22 protein-coding genes and 1 pseudogene are annotated in these 21005 nt (G+C 34.6%); 12 read left to right on the top strand and 11 right to left on the bottom strand.

Annotation, left to right across the window (positions count from 1 at the left end):
• Nucleotides 1–17 precede the first annotated feature (17 nt).
• From NHG98_RS01220 to NHG98_RS01190, 6 genes and pseudogenes are all read left to right on the top strand, one after another.
• Entirely contained in the window at nt 18–743 is a 726-nt protein-coding gene (locus NHG98_RS01220; RefSeq protein WP_096616758.1) for a F0F1 ATP synthase subunit A, read from the top strand.
• Between the two features lie 59 nt (nt 744–802).
• Nucleotides 803–1030, top strand: a complete 228-nt coding sequence (locus NHG98_RS01215; RefSeq protein ID WP_096616760.1) for a F0F1 ATP synthase subunit C — start codon at nt 803–805, stop codon at nt 1028–1030.
• A 3-nt stretch (nt 1031–1033) separates the two neighbouring features.
• Nucleotides 1034–1513 (top strand): F0F1 ATP synthase subunit B family protein, encoded by a 480-nt coding sequence (locus tag NHG98_RS01210; protein ID WP_096616762.1) that lies wholly within the window; start codon nt 1034–1036, stop codon nt 1511–1513.
• A gap of 8 nt (nt 1514–1521) precedes the next feature.
• On the top strand, nt 1522–1998 hold the full coding sequence (locus NHG98_RS01205; protein ID WP_096616764.1) for a F0F1 ATP synthase subunit B family protein: 477 nt from the start codon (nt 1522–1524) through the stop codon (nt 1996–1998).
• A 14-nt stretch (nt 1999–2012) separates the two neighbouring features.
• Nucleotides 2013–3621 (top strand): annotated as a pseudogene (locus NHG98_RS06405) (glycosyltransferase family 2 protein).
• Nucleotides 3570–4631, top strand: a complete 1062-nt coding sequence (locus NHG98_RS01190) for a COX15/CtaA family protein (RefSeq protein ID WP_096616766.1) — start codon at nt 3570–3572, stop codon at nt 4629–4631. The pseudogene NHG98_RS06405 and the gene NHG98_RS01190 overlap by 52 nt, the downstream one beginning before the upstream one ends.
• Here the strand turns inward: NHG98_RS01190 and NHG98_RS01185 are convergent.
• Nucleotides 4580–6556: an acetyl-CoA carboxylase biotin carboxylase subunit gene (locus NHG98_RS01185; RefSeq protein ID WP_096616768.1), complete on the bottom strand. Its 1977-nt coding sequence runs from the start codon at nt 6554–6556 to the stop codon at nt 4580–4582. The two genes, NHG98_RS01190 and NHG98_RS01185, sit on opposite strands and share 52 nt — an antisense overlap.
• Nucleotides 6557–6625: 69 nt before the next feature.
• Nucleotides 6626–7285 carry an aankyrin gene (locus tag NHG98_RS01180; protein WP_096616770.1) on the bottom strand — a complete coding sequence of 220 codons (660 nt, stop codon included), beginning with the start codon at nt 7283–7285 and terminating at the stop codon, nt 6626–6628.
• Between the two features lie 150 nt (nt 7286–7435).
• Between NHG98_RS01180 and gltX the strand changes: the two genes are divergently transcribed.
• The gene (gene gltX / locus NHG98_RS01175) at nt 7436–8866 is read left to right on the top strand and encodes a glutamate--tRNA ligase (protein ID WP_096616772.1); all 1431 of its coding nucleotides are present in this window, start codon (nt 7436–7438) and stop codon (nt 8864–8866) included.
• Nucleotides 8867–9286: 420 nt separating this feature from the next.
• On the opposite strand, the gene NHG98_RS01170 is transcribed toward gltX, so the two are convergent.
• From NHG98_RS01170 to NHG98_RS01155, 4 genes are all read right to left on the bottom strand, one after another.
• On the bottom strand, nt 9287–9457 hold the full coding sequence (locus NHG98_RS01170) for a hypothetical protein (protein WP_259245459.1): 171 nt from the start codon (nt 9455–9457) through the stop codon (nt 9287–9289).
• Nucleotides 9451–9618 carry a hypothetical protein gene (locus NHG98_RS01165; RefSeq protein WP_259245458.1) on the bottom strand — a complete coding sequence of 56 codons (168 nt, stop codon included), beginning with the start codon at nt 9616–9618 and terminating at the stop codon, nt 9451–9453. The genes NHG98_RS01170 and NHG98_RS01165 overlap by 7 nt, the downstream gene beginning before the upstream one ends.
• Nucleotides 9619–10015: 397 nt before the next feature.
• Nucleotides 10016–11293: a serine hydroxymethyltransferase gene (glyA, locus tag NHG98_RS01160; protein WP_259245457.1), complete on the bottom strand. Its 1278-nt coding sequence runs from the start codon at nt 11291–11293 to the stop codon at nt 10016–10018.
• On the bottom strand, nt 11265–12500 hold the full coding sequence (locus tag NHG98_RS01155; protein ID WP_259245456.1) for an MFS transporter: 1236 nt from the start codon (nt 12498–12500) through the stop codon (nt 11265–11267). The genes glyA and NHG98_RS01155 overlap by 29 nt, the downstream gene beginning before the upstream one ends.
• 488 nt (nt 12501–12988) lie before the next feature.
• Here NHG98_RS01155 and NHG98_RS01150 point away from each other — a divergent pair, with 488 nt between their 5' ends.
• Entirely contained in the window at nt 12989–13477 is a 489-nt protein-coding gene (locus NHG98_RS01150; protein ID WP_096616137.1) for a hypothetical protein, read from the top strand.
• 53 nt (nt 13478–13530) lie between these two features.
• On the opposite strand, the gene NHG98_RS01145 is transcribed toward NHG98_RS01150, so the two are convergent.
• The gene (locus NHG98_RS01145) at nt 13531–14724 is read right to left on the bottom strand and encodes a pyridoxal phosphate-dependent aminotransferase (RefSeq protein ID WP_259245455.1); all 1194 of its coding nucleotides are present in this window, start codon (nt 14722–14724) and stop codon (nt 13531–13533) included.
• A 69-nt stretch (nt 14725–14793) separates the two neighbouring features.
• Nucleotides 14794–15810, bottom strand: coding sequence for a uroporphyrinogen decarboxylase (gene hemE / locus NHG98_RS01140; protein WP_096616139.1), 1017 nt, complete (start codon nt 15808–15810; stop codon nt 14794–14796).
• Between the two features lie 402 nt (nt 15811–16212).
• Here hemE and NHG98_RS01135 point away from each other — a divergent pair, with 402 nt between their 5' ends.
• Nucleotides 16213–17031 carry a transporter associated domain-containing protein gene (locus tag NHG98_RS01135; RefSeq protein ID WP_096616141.1) on the top strand — a complete coding sequence of 273 codons (819 nt, stop codon included), beginning with the start codon at nt 16213–16215 and terminating at the stop codon, nt 17029–17031.
• A 63-nt stretch (nt 17032–17094) separates the two neighbouring features.
• Here NHG98_RS01135 and NHG98_RS01130 read toward each other — a convergent pair whose 3' ends face one another.
• Together NHG98_RS01130 and NHG98_RS01125 are read right to left on the bottom strand one after the other, a co-directional pair.
• Nucleotides 17095–17448 (bottom strand): hypothetical protein, encoded by a 354-nt coding sequence (locus tag NHG98_RS01130; protein ID WP_259245454.1) that lies wholly within the window; start codon nt 17446–17448, stop codon nt 17095–17097.
• A gap of 5 nt (nt 17449–17453) precedes the next feature.
• Nucleotides 17454–17747: a hypothetical protein gene (locus NHG98_RS01125; RefSeq protein WP_096616143.1), complete on the bottom strand. Its 294-nt coding sequence runs from the start codon at nt 17745–17747 to the stop codon at nt 17454–17456.
• A gap of 133 nt (nt 17748–17880) precedes the next feature.
• On the opposite strand from NHG98_RS01125, the gene purM reads away from it, so the two are divergent.
• Complete coding sequence (gene purM / locus NHG98_RS01120; protein WP_096616146.1) at nt 17881–18918, top strand: phosphoribosylformylglycinamidine cyclo-ligase; 1038 nt, start codon at nt 17881–17883, stop codon at nt 18916–18918.
• On the opposite strand, the gene purC is transcribed toward purM, so the two are convergent.
• Nucleotides 18915–19637 (bottom strand): phosphoribosylaminoimidazolesuccinocarboxamide synthase, encoded by a 723-nt coding sequence (gene purC / locus NHG98_RS01115; RefSeq protein ID WP_096616148.1) that lies wholly within the window; start codon nt 19635–19637, stop codon nt 18915–18917. The genes purM and purC overlap by 4 nt on opposite strands.
• A gap of 74 nt (nt 19638–19711) precedes the next feature.
• Here purC and trmD point away from each other — a divergent pair, with 74 nt between their 5' ends.
• On the top strand, nt 19712–20422 hold the full coding sequence (trmD, locus tag NHG98_RS01110; RefSeq protein WP_096616150.1) for a tRNA (guanosine(37)-N1)-methyltransferase TrmD: 711 nt from the start codon (nt 19712–19714) through the stop codon (nt 20420–20422).
• Nucleotides 20406–20783: a 50S ribosomal protein L19 gene (gene rplS, locus NHG98_RS01105; RefSeq protein ID WP_096616152.1), complete on the top strand. Its 378-nt coding sequence runs from the start codon at nt 20406–20408 to the stop codon at nt 20781–20783. Before trmD ends, rplS begins: the two co-directional genes overlap by 17 nt.
• Nucleotides 20784–21005 lie beyond the last annotated feature (222 nt).

Below are 21005 nucleotides of genomic sequence, written 5' to 3'. Positions count from 1 at the left end.
TTATAGTTCAGATTAAAATGGCATTAAATCCACTGGAACAGTTTAAAGTATATACAATAATAGAGTTACCTAGGTTGTTTGGGTATGACGTAAGCTTTACCAATTCATCTCTTTTCATGATGATTTCGGTGATATTGGTGATACTCTTTTTGCTTTTTGGAATAAAGAAGGGGTCAGTAATACCAGGATATTTGCAAGCTGCAGTTGAATATGTATATGATTTTGTTGTTTCAATAATAGAAAATAACACTGGAAGCAAAGGCTTGCAGCACATTCCATTGATATTCACAGTATTTATTTTCATTTTATCATGTAATTTGGTTGGTGTTCTTCCTTATAGTTTGACGGTCACAAGTCATGTGATAGTCACCTTCGCTTTATCGATGGTGGTTTTTATTTATATAACGATTGTTGGATTTAAAGAAAGGGGAGTAGAATTTTTACGCATATTGCTACCAAAAGGAACTCCTTTGTGGCTTGCACCTATAATAATTATTATTAAGTCGTTTGCTTATTTAGTAAGGCCGGTTAGCCTATCAATAAGGCTTGCAGCAAATATGATTGCTGGTCATACAATCATCAAAGTGATAGCAGGGTTTATTGTAAATATGAACATATTTTTCACTCCTGCGCCGTTTTTGTTCATAATTGCATTGATAGGATTTGAAGTATTTGTTGCAATTTTACAAGCTTATATATTTACTATATTAACATGTGTATATTTGTCAGATGCAGTAAAGTAATTGACTTCCTTGTAGAATATTTTACAATTATATTATAAAGAAATAATTAAAGGTAATATATGGATTTAGTAGCTTTAAAGTTTATAGCAATTGGTTTAGCTGTGTTTGGAATGCTCGGTGCTGGTTTAGGTATAGCTAATATCTTCTCTGCTATGTTAAATGGGATTGCGAGAAACCCTGAATCAGAAGGTAAAATGAAAAGTTATGTTTATATTGGTGCTGCCATGGTTGAAATCATGGGATTGCTTGCGTTTGTACTTGCAATGTTATTAATATTTGTTGCTTAACAGATGCCACAGCTTGATGTTTCAACCTTCTTTTCTCAAGTTTTGTGGTTTTTAATTTTTTTCTCTTCACTTTTTTTCGTAGTAAGTTGTTTATTTTTACCAAAGTTAGATGAAATAATAAGCACTAGAAGTAAAGAAGTATTGGGTTCTTTTAATAGTTCTGTTCATCTTTTAAGACTTACGGAAGATCAGATTGCCAAGTATAATGCCGCTTTAAACCAAGCTAGAATACAGGCAAAAAAAATCATAGATGATGCACTTGCTCAGGTAGAAGAAATGAGAGCTAATGTTAAGAATATATTAGAAGAGGAAGACAAAAAAAAGAGCAAGCTTATTGAAGAAAAAGTGGCAGAATTTAAATCTGAATATACTGATCAGTTAAAACAAATGGCTACTAGTATTGCTTTAATTTATTATACTAAATTGACCAACTCTGAAATTGAAGAGGAGTTTGTTGCTGATTTGGTGTCCAAAGAATTTTAGGGGTTTTTATGTCTACATCACTGATTATCGGTCTTGCCTTCTTGGTAAGTTTTGTCCTTTCGTATAAATTGCTAAAGAAAGTGATAAAAAATGCGCTTAACAATAAGCGTAACAAAAGCAAATTTTCAAGTGAAGAAACTGAAAAATTCAGGAAAGATATGTTGGAGTATTACAAAAAATCTTCTAAAAAATACAAAGAATTAGATGCAGAAGTTAATAAAATGATGAATGAAGCACTTGATAAAGCTAATAGTATCATTAAGCACAATAGACAGCAGCTAGATCAGACATTAGATGACAATGCCCATTCTAACTTGAAGAAAGTCACTGACCAAGTTGAAAAAGCTCTTGGAGATTTACAGACTAACACAGCGAATATAGCTGCTGATGCTGTAAAAAAAATAATGCATGAACGTAAAGATGATAAGCGTAGTAGCGAGGTCATATCTTCATTTTCACGTGACTTAAATAAAAAATTGCATTAGGTTTAATGCAACAATTGGCTATACTTCAAGCTGATAATGTAGAAAAAATTAAGTTTGATTCTAGTTTGTGCAAAGAGCCAGAGAAACTTTTTTACTATAAATTTAATATAATTCCTTGGCAAAAATTAAATAATACTACTTTTTTTATGGTTGAAGACACAAGCCGAGATATCAACCGTTGGGTCGAAGCTCATTACGGTATTGACTATGTATTAATAAAAGTGGATAGCGAACAGATTTTAAATCTTCTTAACTCGCACTTTGGTATTTCAGAATTTGCAAGCAACTACTTATATTACAAGAATCCTAATTTTTCAGCTAAAAGCATTAAACTAAGCTCAATATTTTTTGCTTCTTTCTTTATTGTAACTTCAATTTTAACACTAACAGAGAAATATACATATTTTGCTTTGATGTTGATATTTATAATCGGATGTTCTAGTTATTTATTCAAGTTTATAGCTACAATTTTTAATTTATATGAAACTTCCAACCAAAAAGTGGATTATAGTAAGCTGAATGAAGAAGATTTTCCTATATATACTATTTTATTGCCTGCTTTTAAAGAAAGCGCAGTGATAGAGCAATTGATCGAAAGCATTGAAAGTTTGGATTATCCAAAGTCGAAATTAGATGTAAAGCTTCTGGTAGAAAGTGAAGACCAGGAAACGCTAGCAGCTATAGAAAAGTACACTTTACCACAGTATTTTGAAGTAATAAAAGTGCCTCATTCTTTGCCTAGAACAAAAGCCAAGTCATGCAATTATGCTATGAGCTTTGCTAGAGGAAAGTATGCAGTAATATATGATGCAGATGATAAACCAGACCCATTGCAGTTAAAAAAAAGCACTGATTGAATTTAATAAGGACGACGATAAGCTTGCCTGTGTACAGGCGAAATTAAATTACTACAATTGTGATTATAATTTTCTCACAAAATTCTTTTCTCTGGAGTATATGAACTGGTTTCAATACTTATTGCCTGGATTCCAAAAAATGAACATACCGATACCTTTGGGTGGTAGCAGTAATCATTTTTCAGTAAAAATTCTAAAAGAAGTGTTTTTCTGGGATGCTTATAGTGTTACCGAAGATGCTGAACTTGGTTTGAGACTTGCGCAAATTGGATATAAAACCAGGATGATTGACTCAGAAACATTGGAAGAGTCACCAATTGCTGTATTTGCTTGGATTAAGCAAAGAGCGCGCTGGATCAAAGGCTATATGCAAACTTATATTGTTCATTTAAAAAATATAAAGTCTCTTTATAAACACACTGGATTTAAGGGAATTTTGCTATTGAATCTTTTTGTTGGCTCTGCAGCTTTTATATTTTTTACTACTCCATTTTTACTGCTTTCATTGATATTAACTAAAGTTTTAAATGAATTATTTTTGTACTACTTTGTAGTGGTATACGTTACTAACCTGATTCTTTTGGTAATAGCTGTCAAACAGCAAAAGATGCCTTTTTATTTTTATATAGTATTGATATTTTTTCCGTTCTATAGTCTGCTACGTAGTATTGCAGCTTTTCTTGCCTTGTGGGAATTTATTCTTTACCCTGAACGATGGAACAAAACTCAGCATGGTTTATGGAACAAAAGCAATCAAAACCTGTAGCTATTTGGCTTTTTCTCTGCTGTATTATGGTAATTTTCATGGTGGGGATTGGTGGATTTACCAGACTTTCAAAAGCAGGATTGTCAATCACGGAGTGGAAACCCATCACTGGAACATTGCCACCACTGAGTGGACAAGATTGGCTACAAGAAAAATTAAAATATGAAACTACACCTGAGTATAAAGCATTTAACTATGGTATGAGTATGGAGGAATTTCAGGCTATATACTTAATAGAATATGTACACAGATTGGTTGCAAGACTAACAGGTTTAGTTTTTGTCCTGCCATTTATATATTTTACATTAAGAAGAAAAATATCTAAAAAGGTAGTAATAAGGCTATTTGTGGCATTATTATTTGGAGCTTTACAAGCTTTTGCTGGTTGGTATATGGTTAAAAGTGGTTTAGCAACTGAACCTCATGTTAGCCACTATAGGCTTGCACTTCACTTATTATTAGCATTAATTGTCTTTGCATTATTGTCATATCAATTTTTTGATTACCAAATCAGGCCAAAGCAAACTAAACTTAAGATTAGTAGTGACACTATATACTACGCAGGAACGATTTTGGCCCTAATTGTAATGCAAATAATTTTCGGTGCGTTTGTTGCGGGATTAAATGCTGGTTTGATTTACAATACCTTTCCACTAATGGACGGACAAATCATTCCAGAAGATTTATTTTTCTTACACCCTATATGGCTGAATATCTTTGAGAACAGAGCGACAGTGCAATTTATACATCGAGCACTGGCATTGCTAATACTAGCTTTGGTAGTAATACTCACAGTAAAAAATGCTAGCGTAAAACCGGTATATATTATGCTGTTCTCCGTTATCATTCAGATCATTTTGGGTGTAATTACTCTATTATTGCACATACCAATAGCCATTGCCATAGCTCATCAAGTGTTTTCATTTATCTTGTTTGGGTCAAGTTTATACTTCTTGTGTTATTTAAGAAAGCAGACTACATCACCAATCTGCACATTTTTTCCTTCTTGAACGAGAATATTTTTTATCACCATTGCTGCTTCAGCACATATGATATTTTCCATTTTCATTGCCTCCACCACAAATAAAGGTTGTCCTATTTCCACCTGATCTCCTATATTTACGTGCAACTTAACTAATAAGCCAGATATTGGGGATTTTACAGTATCTACTGAAATCCCTTCTGTTTCATTATTTAGCATTAACCTACTTAATTCAGCTACATGAGGCTTAAATATACAACACTCAGCTTTCATGCCTGCATGTCTTATGAAGTATTTGCTGCCTTGTTTTTCTACTTTAAGTGTTATATCAGTATCATCGTTAATCGTGATGTTTAGCAACCTATAACTTGATTTCCACTTGCCTACTACAGAGTATGTATTGTGGTTATATACTGTTGTTAATATATTATCTTGGTACTTTGCGTCTACAGAGCACTTATTGTCATTTATTACAACTACAAGCGTTTCATTCACTGCTTTATGATGGTACCTTTCTTCATTTTCCAAATGAACATATAACGCAGTGAAAATAAATATTTTAATATACTCCTCTGTAACAAAATCACCGTGAAACCCACTAGAGTAATGGTCTGGAATGAATCTCGTGTGGAGCTTTGCTGCAATAAAATTTGGGTGATGGAAGATGGATTCTAGAAATTCTATATTATTTGTTACTCCTTCTATATAGCATTCAGACAATGCTTTTTGCATTCTGCTGATCGCTTCTACTCTATCTTTTCCATATGTTATAACTTTTGCAATCATTGAGTCATAGAACGTGCTAATTTCTGAACCTGCAGCGACTCCATCATCTATTCTTACATAATCATTTTCAACCGGTTTATCGTAATATTTTATTCTTCCGCTGGAAGGGAAAAATTTCTTCGATGGGTCTTCAGCGCAAATTCTACTTTCTATTGCAGAACCAGTAAGTTTAATATCATCCTGATTGAATCTCAATTTCTCTCCACAGGAAGTTCTAATCATTTCTTCTACTATGTCTATTCCAGTTATAAATTCTGTTACTGGATGCTCAACTTGCAATCTCGTATTTACCTCAAGAAAATAGAAGTTTTGGTCTTTATCTACAACAAACTCAACAGTGCCTGCTGAAAAATAGCCAACTTGCTTTGCCAAAGAAACACATTGGACATACATTTTTTGTCTTACTTCTTCACTAATGAATGGACTTGGCGTTTCTTCCATTATTTTCTGGTTATTCCTTTGTATCGAGCATTCTCTTTCTCCAAGACAAACTATATTGCCATATTTATCTGCTATGATTTGTATTTCAATATGTCTTGGCAACTCTATATATTTCTCTATAAAGATACTGCCATCCTTAAAACTTTTCTCTGCTTCATTTGTGGCTGATGTAAATGCTAGTTCAATTTCTTTTTTGGAGTTTACAATTCGCATTCCTTTGCCACCACCGCCTGATGCAGCTTTGAGCATAACGGGAAAACCAACCTCTTTAGCAACTTGAGCTGCGTGGCCAGCATCGCTGATCTTACCCATATATCCTGGCACTACATTCACTCCAGCTTTTCTTGCTGCTTCTTTTGCTGTTATTTTATTGGCTGTAACTTCTATTGTTTCTGCACTTGGCCCGATGAAGTCTATATTGTGTTTTTGCAGAGCACGTGGAAAATCTGGATTCTCTGCTAAAAAACCATAGCCAGGATGAACTGCCTGCGCACCTGTTTCAACTACTACTTCACATATTTTTTCAATGTTTAAATAACTGAGGCAAGATGGCGAAGGGCCAATATATCTTGACTCATCTGCTTGTCTTACATGCACAGAATTTACATCTGCATCCGAATATACGCACACACAAGATATACCCATCTTATGGGCAGTTCTGATAATCCTGCAGCCAATCTCCCCTCTGTTTGCTATTAAAATCTTACTGTACTTCTTTTCTGTCATCTTATCAGTATACTTTCTTAAGCTGAGAAAGTAAATTTCTATATCATTGCCTGCAAGTAATTTCTAGCTTCATGCTGCAGCTAAACCACCATCTAAAAGTTGCATAACATCAGGATCTGTCACTATAGTACTTTCATCATACAAGCCATATATCCCGTTACATGCCTTAAACAACAAACATGTAGATCCCCCAGAAGCTATTGTAGCTACTGAAGCTAGTGCAAGAGATTGAGAAACCAAAAATAAAAAGTACAAGGATAAACACAAGGCAGCAATACACGCTATAGCTCCCATTATGTATAAGCACAAATGAAATTTTCTATTACATATAAAACCGCCCTTTATACCTGCGATTTGCTTAGCTTCCTCCCGTTCTGCAGCATTTAAAAAATAAAGAGGAGCTACCGCTACTCTCCCATGAAGAAAGCAGCTTTTATCGCAGAGTGCATCTTTAATATATTTTTTATTACGTTTAAGTTCCTCTTTTAATCTTTCTGATTCTTTCCAATCTTTAGCTTCTTCTGCTTTTTTAGTTTTTCGATCAGCTTCTACCTCTAAGTCCTTCACAATCTCTTTTAATGCAGATAGCAGTATTCTGTTCCTTGCTGCTATATGAAATGGATTATTTCCATTTCTGTCACGCATAGTTACAGAAGCAATGTTCTCTTTGCAAGCCATGACAAATTCACCTCTATCTTTTCTTCTCGCAACTTTAAAAAAGTCACCCATAACATACCTCGCTATATTTAACCAACACTAAATTATACAACACAACTTATTGAAAATAAATAAAATTTAATCTCTCAGGATAAATAAAATCTACATTGTTACAAACGTAGATTTTGGGTATCATAGCCTACACTTTACTGTAACAATAACATGCCAGACGTAGTCACGAGATTCGCTCCATCACCAACAGGGTTTTTGCACATTGGTGGGGCTCGTACTGCGTTATTTAATTGGCTCTATGCAAAGCATCATGGTGGCAGGTTTTTGCTAAGGATTGAAGACACCGACAGAAAACGTTCAACACAAGAAGCAATTGATGCAATTATAGAAGGGCTAAAATGGCTCGGTGTGAGTTATGATGGAGAAATAGTATATCAGTCAAAAAGAATAGAGCGGCATAAAGAAGTAGCAAACCTTTTAGTTGAGAAGGGTAGGGCGTATCACTGTTATTGCCCTAAGGATGAAGTTGCAGAAAAGAAAATAAAAGCAAGAGAAGAGGGCAAGATATATAAGCATAAGTGTACTACAAAACCTCCTTCTTGTCATCCAAGTAGCCGACACTGGGATCCAGAAGAAAACATGTGGTCACGCGCTGAAATGACATCGGGTGTGAGGTCAGTTATCCGTTTCAAAGTGCCAGACTCGCAAGAGATCGTCATTGATGACAAAATATACGGCCAAATCAAAGTAAATAGCAACCAGCTTGATGATATAGTGATCTTACGCTCTGATAACACTCCAACATATATTTTTGCTGTCGTAATTGACGATCATGATGCTGGAATAACTGATATAATACGTGGTTCTGACCATCTTACTAATACCTTTAAACAACTACTAATATACCAGGCTCTTGATTTTGACATTCCACGCTTTGCACATGTGCCGCTTATCCATGGGGAAGATGGGAATAAGCTATCCAAAAGGCATGGTGCCACAAGCGTTTGCGATTATGAAAAGATGGGAATATTGCCAAAAGCGATGCGTAATTACTTGCTGAGACTTGGCTGGAGTCACGGCAACGATGAGATTATTAGCGATGAGCAAGCAATAGAGTGGTTTAATTTAGAAAGTATTGGTCGTTCACCTGCACGGCTCGATTTCAAAAAACTGGAGCATTTGAATAACCACTATATTAGTAATATGAGCAATGAAGATATTCTGACTCTAATGCTTAGAGAAAATACTCTAACTGACAAAAAAAAGGGCTATTTACTGCAGGGACTGACAGAGCTAAAAAAAAGAGCAAACTACCTGACCGAACTGCTGGATTTAGCAAAGTTTTATATTCAAGATCCGCCACTTGATTTAAGTGAAGAAGCTTGTCAAATTGTCAAATCTAACCTCAATATAATTAAGTTACTCGCATCATTTCTGTCAAAGATCGGTGATGAAAATTGGAATAAGGGTTTTTTATCTTCTCAGATCAAGGAATGTGCAAAATCACATGATATGAAAGTAAGCGGTGTATACCACTCATTACGTGCCCCTATAACTGGAGTAATGGATGCACCTGGAATCATCGATATCATGGTGATTCTTGGTAAAGACGAGTGTATAAGAAGGTTACAAGCAATTTAAATGAAATAAGAAAATTCCTTGACAAGCCTCGCCAGCCCCCTTATTATGAAGCTGAAGGTATTCAGTTATCTTCATCTGTGCAGATTAAACAGCAAGAAAACAACGTAGTTGGCGTCTTATTTTTAATTTTTTGCACTATGTGCACCTTATGTCTTCACAACATTTCTGGGTTTTTACCTATATAAGCTGAAACGCGCTTATAAGTTGTTTAAGACAGTATAGTACGCCAATTTGCAGGATTAGAGAGTGACAACTAGCTAACGCGGGGTTTCTTTTGCCTTTTTTTCTGCTTAGTAAATTTCTTAAACATTTAAACTAAGGTGAGTTGCGTTTAAAAGCAGCTAAATTGCAGTGTTTAAGATTTAAAAAACGCCAAATACTGAAAATAGACAATGACCAGGGCTTCTTTTGCCTTTTTTTTCATTTGGTAAATTTCTTAATGTTTGTGGCTAAACGACAACCGTCATCCCTGTAAAGATCAAGTATCCCGCTAACACGTAGCGGGATGACGAATTGCTTAACCGTCATGCCGCCACGAACCGTCATACCGCGATTCATTCGCGGTATCTCGGCAATAGATCCCGCTAACAAGCAGCGGGATGACGAATTGCTATAGCGCCACGAACCGTCATGCCACCGCGAACCGTCATACCGCGATTCATTCGCGGTATCTTGGCAATAGATCCCGCTAACAAGCAGCGGGATGACGAGCTTATCGTCATGCGACCGTGAACCGTCATACCGCGATTCATTCGCGGTATCTCATCCGCTAATACATAGCGGAACGACGGTTGTCGTTTAGTTATAAATATTAAGAAATTTACCAAATAAAAAAAAAGGCAAAAGAAGCCCCGAGTAGCGAGTTTTGACTCTATATTACTGTAAGTGGCGCTGTAATAATGTGCCAACGCTTAAAATAAGCGCGATTTGGCTGAATGTAGAAAAAATAAAAAAGACATGCAGCCGCTATAATTTTATGTAATCCGCCAATAAATACTCTGAGTTTTTTACTGAATTTTGTCATTGAGCCTGCAGGTCAAAAACAAGTTTTGAGTCATAAATAACCTTAATACTACAATAAGGGGGCTGGCGGAGTTTGTCAAGCAACTTTTTCCGTTTCTACCAGCTACTTGCATGACACCACATAAATTAATAAATAGGAAAATTACTACAAATCCTTTCAACTTTAGTTTTTACTGCTTTTTCGACACTTGAGCTATTTCCGCTGATTAACCCCTGAACCACTTCATTTACTAGGCTGGCTATCTCTTTAAAATTTTCTGCCTCAAGTCCCCGTGTTGTCTCAGCAGCGGTGCCAAAACGGATCCCTGAGGTGATGGTTGGCTTCTCTGTATCAAATGGCACAGAGTTTTTATTGCAGGTAATGCCAGCCCTCTCAAGGCTATCTACAACGTCTTTTCCAGTTAATTTCTGCGATCTTAAGTCAACTAGCACTATATGAGAGTCAGTGCCACCGGTTATAATGTTGAGTCCATGCTTTTGCAATTCTTGAGCTAGTACTTTCGCATTTTCCACGATTTTCTTGCTATAAGTTTTAAACTCTGGCGCTAATGCTTCTTTAAATGCAACAGCTTTTGCAGCTATTACATGCATAAGTGGCCCGCCCTGCAATCCTGGAAAAACTGCAGATTGAATTTTTTTGTGTAATGCTTCATCATTTGTCATCACCACCCCACCACGAGGACCTCGCAGAGTTTTATGAGTTGTGGAAGTCATAACATGTGCATATTCAGCAGGAGACGGATATTCACCTGCTGCAATAAGTCCCGCATAGTGAGAAATGTCCGCAAGCAAATAAGCACCAACTTTATCTGCAATTTCGCGAAAACGTTTGAAGTCCATTTTCCTTGGATAAGCAGAAGCGCCAGCTATGATCAATTTGGGTTTATGCTCCAGCACAAGCTTTTCTATCTCATCCATATTGAGCAGATAAGTGTCTTTGTTAACTGTATACTGAACTGACTTAAACCACTTACCAGAAAGGCTAGGTGTTGCACCATGAGTTAGATGGCCACCACAACTCAGCGATAATCCAAGTATCGTATCGCCCGGAGTAAGCAGTGAAGCAAATACTGCTTGATTTGCCTGAGAACCAGAGTGAGGTTGAACATTTGCAAACTTAACACCAAACAGTTTGCAAAGCCTCTCTATAGCTAGATTTTCAACTTTATCCACATGCTCACAGCCGCAGTAATACCTTTTGCCAGGATACCCTTCTGCATACTTATTAGTCAGAAAAGAGCCCTGCGCTTCCATCACTGCTTTACTTGCAAAGTTTTCTGATGCAATCAGTTGCAACTGCGACTTTTGACGCTGCAATTCTTTCTCTATAGATTGATAAACTTCATTATCAAAAGACTTCAGACTACTTTTAGAGTCACAAATCCTTTCTGAAACACTTGTCATAAGAACTTTTCTTTAACCACATAAATCCAAAAACAGCTAAAAGCAAACATACAGGAATAATTGATATTGCTTTTACTAGTAACTCAGTACCATACACAGGATTTCCTTGTACTACCATTCCATTCCAACATAAATCTATTATTTTTGCAATTCCTGTATGAAAAAAATAGCCAAAAACCATAACTATCATGTTTGATATAGCTGTGGCTAAACCTACCAAGTTACTGTTCACATAACTTATTGCTTTGTAAATAGTAATTACCTGATACCCAGACGCAAAGCCGATAACAAGAAGTGCAGGTAGTGCAATATATAAACCACCAGCTTGCGTGAAAAGTAAGAGGAAGCTAGCAATCATAGCAAAAGAACACGCAATAATCACTTCATAATGTTTGTCTGGACATTTCTCGAGCAAGTAAGCTAAAAAGAATGATCCAGTTCCCATACCTATAAACATAAGCGAAGAAAGTGAAGATGCCAGATCTCCAGTCATTTGATATGCTTCACATAAGAACGCTTTTGCCCAACCATCAGCAAAACCTTCTAGTGGCCCAACCATTAAGCCACCAAAAAAACTGATTAGAATGATATGTTTGTTGAAAAGCACAGTTTTTAAATCTTGGAATATATTGTCACTTGCACTTTCTTCTGAACTACTGCTTGGTGTTATTAAAACCAACAGCAGAGCAAGCAAACAACCAAACGCTGAGAAAGTGTATATGACATAATTCCAACCAAATTTATTGAGCAAGAAATCTAGAGGCAATCCACCATAAATAGCTCCTAGTAACCCTATTACTATAGACAAGCTAGCCATTCTTGCTGATTTTTCTTGTGAAAAATACATGCTTGCAACTTTGAAGAGACCAATTGCTGAAGCAGATGATCCAATTCCGACAATTATTCTACCAAGTATTGAGTAATACCACTCATCAAAACATATCAGCGGCAATGTCCCAGTAAATGTCAAGACAATGCATGCAGGCAAAACAAACTTTGGCCCAAATCTATCAAGAGCAAGACCAACAGGTATGTGAGCAAGCGTATAGCCTATATAATACAGCCCACCAAACTGACCAACATCTACAATACTTATATTAAATTTTGTTATTAATTCAGGTGCAATTATGTTTGGTATTACGCGTAATATATATTGGTACGCATAAAACAGTGACGCCAACAACCAGATTAAAAAATTCCTCTGCAATACTTTACCTCAAAGCTAGTATTATAGATACTCTGTTTATAGAAAACAATATTTTTATGAATACTTATTTTAATTCACCGGAATTTTATACAGTTGAACTCGTAGCCAACATAAGTAGTTTATGCATTAACTAAATTTTCCAGGTTCAAGTTTGGATGATGGAAAAAGTTCACTTTTTCTATTTTTAAAAGAGACCTTTTATTTTACTTATAATTTTTTCTACCATATCTACAACTGGCTCATGAATAAGGTATATGAAAAAAATTACACCACAAATGATAAGTATATTTATGATTTTGCCCTTATTCATCTTTATCTTGAGCTTCACTTTTGTTACAAGATCCATTTTATTTATGTTTTTATTTCATGCTAACAATTATATATTAAATACCATAACTTTCAGTAAAATTTGACTTCATAAGTATCCTATTAACTCAATATTAACCTTTCTACATGTAAAATAGTTAATATAACATTGAGGTAGGTTGATGAACATAAGCACAATAGATAATACATTGCAAAATTACATAACAAAATACATTGAACAAACATTCGCTACACATGTGTCAGGCAATAGATATGACAAATTGTATAGGGAACTTCTAAGTGGCATAGAAGAGATAATAAAACTCACTATAAACGAAGCAAAACATTATGACAAAAGTTTGGAAAATCTATATAAAGATTCAAGATTTAATAAGAAATTTATTCAAGCTGTTGCTAAACATCAGGTGTCGGAATTTTTAAATACTCACCCGAAAAGAAAAGAAATTGTTGCAGAATTTTACAATGAACATCACATTAACGAAAGTGATTTAAAGACTCTGGAGAAAGGGAAAGATTTAGTAAATAAAATAAATAACATTAACTTACTGCAACGAAATGAAAAAAATGAGGAATTCAATATTAGAAAGACACTTGCTCACTCAATAAAAACGCCTTCCATAGAAAAATACAAGTTAGAACATTCAAGATAACCTTAGTGAATATTTTTGACGTGGTGAAATGGGTAATTTATGGATAGTCTATTTCATTTTAACTCCCGACACGCTTTAGTAATACCATCACATCCAATTTCTAATTGTTCCTGAGAGGTTGCATAAGAAATTCTGACAAAATTTTCTAGACCAAACGCAATCCCTGGAACCACAGCAACTAAATGATCCTCTAGCAGGTATTCAGTGAAATCAAGATCATTATTTATTACTTTACCACTTTTTGTACTCTTACTGAGCAATCCTTCACACGAGACAAATAAATAAAATGCGCCTTGCGGAATGGATGCTGATAATCCCGGAGCAGAATTTAGCTTTTTCACCATAAAATCTCTACGACTCTTAAAAATCCTTGTTCTTTCTTTCAAAAAACTATGGTCACCGTTTAATGCTGCTGCTGCTGCTGCTTGTGCTATCGAATTTGGGTTAGAAGTGCTCTGAGACTGCAGCGTAGAGATGGCTTTTACTACATCACTTCTACCTGCAATATACCCTATTCTCCAGCCTGTCATTGCATAGGCTTTTGACACTCCATTGACTACAAAAACTCTGTTGTAAAGCTTCGGCTCAACCTGAGTGATAGTAAAAAACTTTTCGTCGTATATTATATGCTCATAAATATCATCTGTAACGACATTCACATGTGGATATTCAAGCAATATTTGTGCTATGTCTTTCAATTCATCATATGTGTACACAACTCCTGCGGGATTGTTCGGTGAGTTAAGAATTAACCATTTAGTCTTTTTAGTTATCCTGCTTTTCAATAATTCCGCTGTCAGTTTAAAATTTTGTTTGCATTCCACTACAACTGGTAAGCCCCCAAAAAGATTTACCATATCAACATATGAAACCCAATAAGGAGCTGGAATAATAACTTCATCTCCAGAGTTAATTGTTGCCATAAACAAATTGAATAACACCTGCTTAGCGCCAGTACCAACACAGATTTGGTTAAACGTGTACTCGAGGTTATTATCCCTTCTTAACTTATTAATTATTGCTTCTTTCAGCTCACGCGTTCCATCAACAGCAGTATACTTAGTTTTACCTTCACTTATTGCCTGAATAGCTGCTTTTTTTATATGATCTGGAGTATCAAAATCCGGTTCTCCTGCAGCTAAAACACAGATCTTTTTTCCTTCATTTTTCAACTTATTTGCCTTATCAGTTACAGCAATCGTAGGTGATGGTTTTATTAGGGACATTCTTTTTGCAAGGTCTGACATATCTTACTGAAGCTAAATTCAAATGATAAACCCTGTACAGCAAAAAAGCTAGGAATTTTGTGTATTGTATTAGTAGCTTTTTACCAAATTCACTAACTCAGCAATATTTTCAACTGGAGTATTAGGAAGTACTCCATGTCCAAGATTAAATATGAAAGGCAAGCCTCTAAAACAATCCATTATACGCTTTGCTTCTTTTATTGCTTCCGTTTTATTATAGGCTAAAAGATTAGGATTAAGATTTCCTTGTAGAGGGATTTTTAAATTCGCTTTCGCCCATTCTATTGGAACATTATAATCTATACTTACTGCAGATACACCTGTTTGTTCGTAGTAATTCTTATAAAGATTTCCAGCAGACCTTGGAAATCCTATTATTGGAAAATCAGAAAATCTATCCTTGATTGCCAAGGTAATTCTCTTTGTTGGTTCGATAACATATTCTTTAAACAATGGTTCCGATAATGCACCAGCATTACTGTCAAATAGCTGAATAACATCTGCTCCAAATTCTATCTGTTTAATTAGATAAATAATCGTTGCTTCCGTTATTCGTTCAATTATTTCCTTCAAATACGGAGGGTAAAAATTTAATATTTTGGAAAAAGTTTTGCTGCTTCCACCTTCTATGATATATGAAGCTACTGTCCATGGGCCACCAGCAAATCCTATAAGAGGCTTTTTTTTTGATAGCTGACTTCTGACTTTCTTTATAGCGTTTAGAATTGGTAAAATTTTAGCTTCAATGTCTTGTAGACTTTTCAATTCTTTAGGATTCTTTATAGGTTTTATTCTCGGGCCCACATTGCGCAGGAAATTCACGTCACAACCCAAAACATCAGCTATTATTAAAATGTCTGAAAAAATTATTGCCGCATCCACGTCAAATCTTGTCACTGGCTGTAACGTCAATTCTGTCACTAAATCTGTATTGTAGCATATCTCCATAAAATTATTCATATTTTCCACTGCTTTGCGGTACTCAGGAAGAGACCTGCCAGCCTGACGCATTAGCCAAATAGGCACTCTTTCACCTGGCTCGTTTTTTTTGATAACTTCTATTATTGTTGTTTTGCTGCTTTCCAATCTATTTTATCTATTCTTTTGTATATTAAAGCATAGTAGTAATAATAATTCTATCAACAACTTGTTACTAACTTAAAATTCAGTAAAAATTGGCGTTGTTTAATTTGTGGATAAATATGTTAAAAACTTCTTTATACTATTGATTTTCTGTTATAATTTATGTGTATAAGTAAGATGTTCAGAGTGTTAGTAATTTTCTTTTATGGAAAATATTTTACCGTCATGCATTGTTACATAACTATGTATATGTCGTTGAAAAAATTGTTGATCAATTGTTGGTATTTTATATCAACAAATAATTCACAAATTAATTTGACATTATTCACATGCTTATTAAACATTTAATAACAGTTTTCTTGATAAATCTGGTCTGAAAACGTTTTTGCCATTACAGGGAATAAATTGAGTAAAAAAAGAACCTTAGTAGAAAAAATAGTATATGGAATTTTTCTCTTCCTTTTCAAAAAAGCTTCTGTGTTGAAAAAGTGTGCGACTGAAGCATTAATGAAAGATCTGTCAGACCTTAATATATTTAATGGTCTATTAAAATTCCGCGATTGTGGTATAATGGATATAATGACTCCACGTACAGAGATATGCGCAGTAGACATTGAGTCAAGCGAGCGTGAAATAATAAAGAAGATAAAAAACACTTGCCACACTAAAATACCAATTTATAGAAATAACTTTGATAACGTAATAGGCTTTTTTTATGTAAAAGATGTTATTTTTAATAGGGATAAAAATTTTAATCTGAGAAATATTATACAAAGCGTAATATTTGTTCCGCCCTCGATGAAGACAACTAATCTTTTTGTTAGGATGAAATCTTCTAAATCATACTTAGCTATTGTATTGGATGAATATGGTGGAACTGATGGTTTAATTTCAATAACCGATCTTATAGAGGAGCTAATACCAAACATTGATAGTGAGAACGAAATAAATTCAGAATATATCATTACTGAATTGTCTCAAAATAAGTTTGAAGTGTCAGCAAGGGTTCTTATAAAGGATATAGAAGAGGATCTAAAAATAGAATTGCGTGACCCTGAAGAAGACTATGTTACACTTGGTGGTTTGATTCTTTCGATTGCTGGTAAAGTGCCTTCTGTAGATGAAGTCATTAAATATAAAAATGGTATGAAGTTTATCATCAAAGATGCGAATGAGCGCTACATTAATAAAATAGTACTAGACTTAAGTGATTACAAAAATTAGATTTGGTACCCCTTGTCGGTTGCCTTGAAACGAAGAAAAAGTTGTAATAACCAAATATGCAACTTAAGTTATAGTTAAATCTATCTCCAGCAAATGATTTTTGCAAGTACAATGCATTTCAGTTTTATAGTACTCTAATAATAAAGAGGTCATATAGATATTAATATCTTTTGTATTTAAATTAGTGTCATTTTTTTTGATTAATTTGTCTACTAATGATTTGCTTATCGGTTTGTGTTCATTTAGAATTTTTATAGTTAATAGCATTTTATCTTCTGTTTGACTCAGTAAAACAGACACTAGTTCAACTTCCGCCACTGTACTGGCTATAGTTAGCACCATGTTAGAAATTATCTTATTTATCTTTTCAATTAAATCTTCCTTATTTTTTGCAGAGTATGCATCTATTTTCCACATGAGCTTTACTTTTTTTTTAATAAGTAATTTTCGATATTGGATTTAGTCTGATCAAAGCTGTAATTATCTGCTGAAGAAGAATATGCCTGCTTCATAACTTTATGTTTATATATTAAATCATCAGAGCTTTCTTTAAGCAGCGACAATGCTTCCTTCTGTATGTTAGCATCATTCTTAGCTATTACTCCAAGCTCTTCTAAGCTAAACATTATTCCATTCATAGAGTTAGCAAAGTCATGAAGCAGCCGTCCTGATAGCAGCTCTATTGTTAACAGTATGTTTTTGATATTTTTGTTCATTGGATAATTATAAATGATTTAAGTTACCCTATATTGATAAGCACATAATAGTCAATTAAAAGAAAGTTTCGTTGCACTTTTTATATCAAGGCATTAATATAGTATTAACAATTTTGAAATTTATAGAAGGATTATGAATACTTATATCAGATCAGGAATAGATCTTGAACTATATAATAAGTTAATAAAAGAAGTCAAGCCTATTGCTCAAGAAACTACTAGAGAAGAAGTAATCAGCGAAATAGGTTCATTTTCTGCGTTATTTGATTTTGCTGCACTAAGTAAGAAATATGGCCATCCAGTACTCGTTTCCTCAACTGATGGAGTAGGTACGAAACTGTTGATAGCTCAAGAAGTGAATAGGCATGATACTATAGGTATAGATTTAGTTGCAATGTGTGTAAATGACTTACTTGCACAAGGAGCAACGCCTTTGTTTTTTCTTGATTACTTTGCAACAGGCATTTTGAGAAAGGACATTTTATTATCTGTGGTCCAGGGCATTGCAAAGGGGTGCAAGCAAGCTAAAATAGCATTGGTTGGTGGAGAAACCGCAGAAATGCCTGGAATGTATGGTAATAATCACTATGACCTTGCAGGATTTGTGGTTGGTGTAGTTGATCGAAAGCAAATTCTTCCAAACTGTAGCATGATGAAAGCAGGTGATTATATAGTTGGCTTAGAGTCAAGAGGAATTCACTCAAATGGGTTTTCTTTGGTGCGCCATATTTTCAAAAGCTTAGGTATAAATTATAACGACTCATCTCCATGGAATAATCAGCTTTGGAAAGAAGTGTTGCTCGAACCAACAAAAATATATGTTGATTCTTTGTTGCCTATTATGCCAAAGGTAAAAGGCATTGCACATATAACAGGTGGTGGCTTGATAGATAATATTCCGCGGATTCTTCCAAAAAACTTATTTGCAAACATAGACATTAATTCCTGGAAATGGCCAGATATATTTTTATGGCTAACAAAGGAGGGTAAAATAGAGAAGAAAGAAATGCTAAAAACATTTAATTGTGGTATTGGCATGGTATTAATCGTAAGTCCTGAGAATATGCAAAACGTGAAAAATCATTTCCAAAAACGTGGAGAAAAAATTGAAATTATTGGAAAACTTGATGAGGCATGTAACCCTCCACTTGATAGAGTAGTATTTAGTTAATCTAACTTTACTGACAGTCTTTTTGCAACTTCTAGGTACGCTTCCTTTAAATCTCCTAAATTCAAACGAAAGACGTCTTTATCTAGCTTTTTATAAGTATTTTTATCCCATAACCTGCAGTTATCAGGGCTGATTTCATCGGCTAAAATGATTTTAGTACTGTCATTTATTAATCTGCCAAATTCTAACTTGAGATCAACTAAATATATACTTGCATTTGAAAATAGGTGGACTAAGATTTCGTTGATTTTTAAAGTTGTAGTTTTAACTTCATCCATTTCTTTGCTAGATAGCCAATCAAAATACAGTATGTGATTTTCATTCACCATTGGGTCGCCTAGGTCATCATTTTTGTAAAAAAACTCGATTATAGGAGATGTAAGTGCCTCACCTTCTTTGATATTAAAACGTTTGCAAAAGCTGCCAGCTGCAACATTTCTAACTACCACCTCAAGAGGAATTATCTTGAGCTTTTTGACTAGCTGTTCTCTTTCGTTTAGAGTTTTTATAAAGTGCGTGCTAGTTCCTGCTTCTTCAAGCTTTTCCATGATAAAAGCACTAACATGATTATTAATTATTCCTTTGCTCTCAATAATTTCATATTTTTTCTTATTGAATGCTGTAACATCATCTTTAAAGTGCTGTATAACAGTTGATGAGTCTTCAGTTTCAATAATGGCTTTCGCTTTACCTTCGTATATTGTTTTATTCAGTGACATGCTTAATTTAACTATATATTATATCAATTTACTGTTCTTAGAGTATAGCTCCAAATAACTTAAAATAAACCTTAATGGCATTTAATGTTACAATATTAACCATATTTCCAGAAATGTTCCCCGGGTTTTTGAACTATTCTCTTGCTGGAAAAGCGTTAGAAAAAAAAATATGGAACCTTGAAGTAATAAATATTCGTTCTTTTGCGAAAGATAAACATTCAACTGTGGATGATGTTCCATATGGAGGTGGAGCAGGAATGGTTATGCGTTCTGATGTAGTTGGTGATGCAGTAGATAGTATGCTCTCTGTTCATAAAAACACTAAGTTTATTTACATGACTCCATCTGGAATTAAGTTTAATCAGAATATTGCCAGAGAATTATTAGAGTTTCCTCATATAACAATATTGTGTGGTCGATTTGAAGGTATTGACCAAAGGATAATTGATGCGTATACTCCTTATGAATTAAGTATCGGAGATTATATACTTTCAGGAGGTGAGCCAGCTGCGATGGTGGTTCTCGATGCATGCATTAGACTTCTTCCAGATGTAGTAAATAATTCCGATAGTATTATTGAAGAAAGTTTTAGTTATGATGGTGGTATGCTTGAATATCCTCAATATACTAGACCTGAGCAGTGGAAGGGATATAAAGTACCTGAGATTTTGTTATCTGGCAATCACAAAAAAATAAGTGATTGGAGGCAGAAGCAGTCTCATGTTATAACAAAAAAGCGTAGGCCTGAATTATTGAATGGAGAGATAAATGACAAATTTACTTAAAAAATTTAACGAACAGCAAATGCAAGTGTTAGCTAAAGAAATACCAGAATTTCGTCCTGGCGATGATTTGAAGGTCACTTTTAAAGTAGTTGACGGTGTAAGTGAACGTATACAGATATTTGAAGGTGTATGTATATCAAAAAGGAACCGCGGGTTACATTCTTCTTTTGTAGTCAGAAAAGTGAGCCATGGAGAAAGTATAGTGTCTCAATTTTTTGTTTATTCTCCTGCACTGGTTTCAGTGCAAGTGACAAGAAAAGGAAAGGTTCGTAGAGCAAAACTGTATTATCTGTGCAAACTATTTGGAAAAGCTGCAAGGATCAAAGAGCGTACTACTTATGTTAAAAAGAAATCTAAGTAGATATAATAGGAAGTGATGTCAATTGTGTCATCCCAGCACTTCCCCAGTGTCATCCAAGTAGCTGATACTGGGATCTACCTTATTCTATATTATGGATGTTATTTTTAGCATGGAGTCTGTTACCAATTGCCTGATTTGTAAATATTTTTATAACTGGATTCCAGTGTCAGCTACTTGCATGGCATCAAAGGTTATTAAACTGGACGTTTGTACAGCTGTGGG

It is taken from the genome of Wolbachia endosymbiont of Aedes albopictus (assembly GCF_024804185.1).
GTDB classification, from domain to species: Bacteria; Pseudomonadota; Alphaproteobacteria; order Rickettsiales; family Anaplasmataceae; genus Wolbachia; species Wolbachia pipientis_B.
Note: the sequence above shows the minus strand (reverse complement) of the source record. Positions and strands in the feature narration are given on the sequence as shown.

Bases quoted from the DNA above. Each gene is read 5' to 3' on its own strand.
- purC (WP_096616148.1), bottom strand. From the start codon at position 19,637: ATGTCACTGAATAAAACAATATACGAAGGTAAAGCGAAAGCCATTATT.
- NHG98_RS01145 (WP_259245455.1), bottom strand. From the start codon at position 14,724: ATGTCAGACCTTGCAAAAAGAATGTCCCTAATAAAACCATCACCTACG.
- gltX (WP_096616772.1), top strand. From the start codon at position 7,436: ATGCCAGACGTAGTCACGAGATTCGCTCCATCACCAACAGGGTTTTTG.
- NHG98_RS01210 (WP_096616762.1), top strand. From the start codon at position 1,034: ATGCCACAGCTTGATGTTTCAACCTTCTTTTCTCAAGTTTTGTGGTTT.
- NHG98_RS01185 (WP_096616768.1), bottom strand. From the start codon at position 6,556: ATGACAGAAAAGAAGTACAGTAAGATTTTAATAGCAAACAGAGGGGAG.
- purM (WP_096616146.1), top strand. From the start codon at position 17,881: ATGAATACTTATATCAGATCAGGAATAGATCTTGAACTATATAATAAG.
- NHG98_RS01130 (WP_259245454.1), bottom strand. From the start codon at position 17,448: ATGTGGAAAATAGATGCATACTCTGCAAAAAATAAGGAAGATTTAATT.
- trmD (WP_096616150.1), top strand. From the start codon at position 19,712: ATGGCATTTAATGTTACAATATTAACCATATTTCCAGAAATGTTCCCC.
- NHG98_RS01205 (WP_096616764.1), top strand. From the start codon at position 1,522: ATGTCTACATCACTGATTATCGGTCTTGCCTTCTTGGTAAGTTTTGTC.
- NHG98_RS01180 (WP_096616770.1), bottom strand. From the start codon at position 7,285: ATGGGTGACTTTTTTAAAGTTGCGAGAAGAAAAGATAGAGGTGAATTT.
- NHG98_RS01165 (WP_259245458.1), bottom strand. From the start codon at position 9,618: ATGAATCGCGGTATGACGGTTCACGGTCGCATGACGATAAGCTCGTCA.
- glyA (WP_259245457.1), bottom strand. From the start codon at position 11,293: ATGACAAGTGTTTCAGAAAGGATTTGTGACTCTAAAAGTAGTCTGAAG.
- NHG98_RS01220 (WP_096616758.1), top strand. From the start codon at position 18: ATGGCATTAAATCCACTGGAACAGTTTAAAGTATATACAATAATAGAG.
- rplS (WP_096616152.1), top strand. From the start codon at position 20,406: ATGACAAATTTACTTAAAAAATTTAACGAACAGCAAATGCAAGTGTTA.
- NHG98_RS01150 (WP_096616137.1), top strand. From the start codon at position 12,989: ATGAACATAAGCACAATAGATAATACATTGCAAAATTACATAACAAAA.
- NHG98_RS01125 (WP_096616143.1), bottom strand. From the start codon at position 17,747: ATGAACAAAAATATCAAAAACATACTGTTAACAATAGAGCTGCTATCA.
- NHG98_RS01190 (WP_096616766.1), top strand. From the start codon at position 3,570: ATGGAACAAAACTCAGCATGGTTTATGGAACAAAAGCAATCAAAACCT.
- NHG98_RS01215 (WP_096616760.1), top strand. From the start codon at position 803: ATGGATTTAGTAGCTTTAAAGTTTATAGCAATTGGTTTAGCTGTGTTT.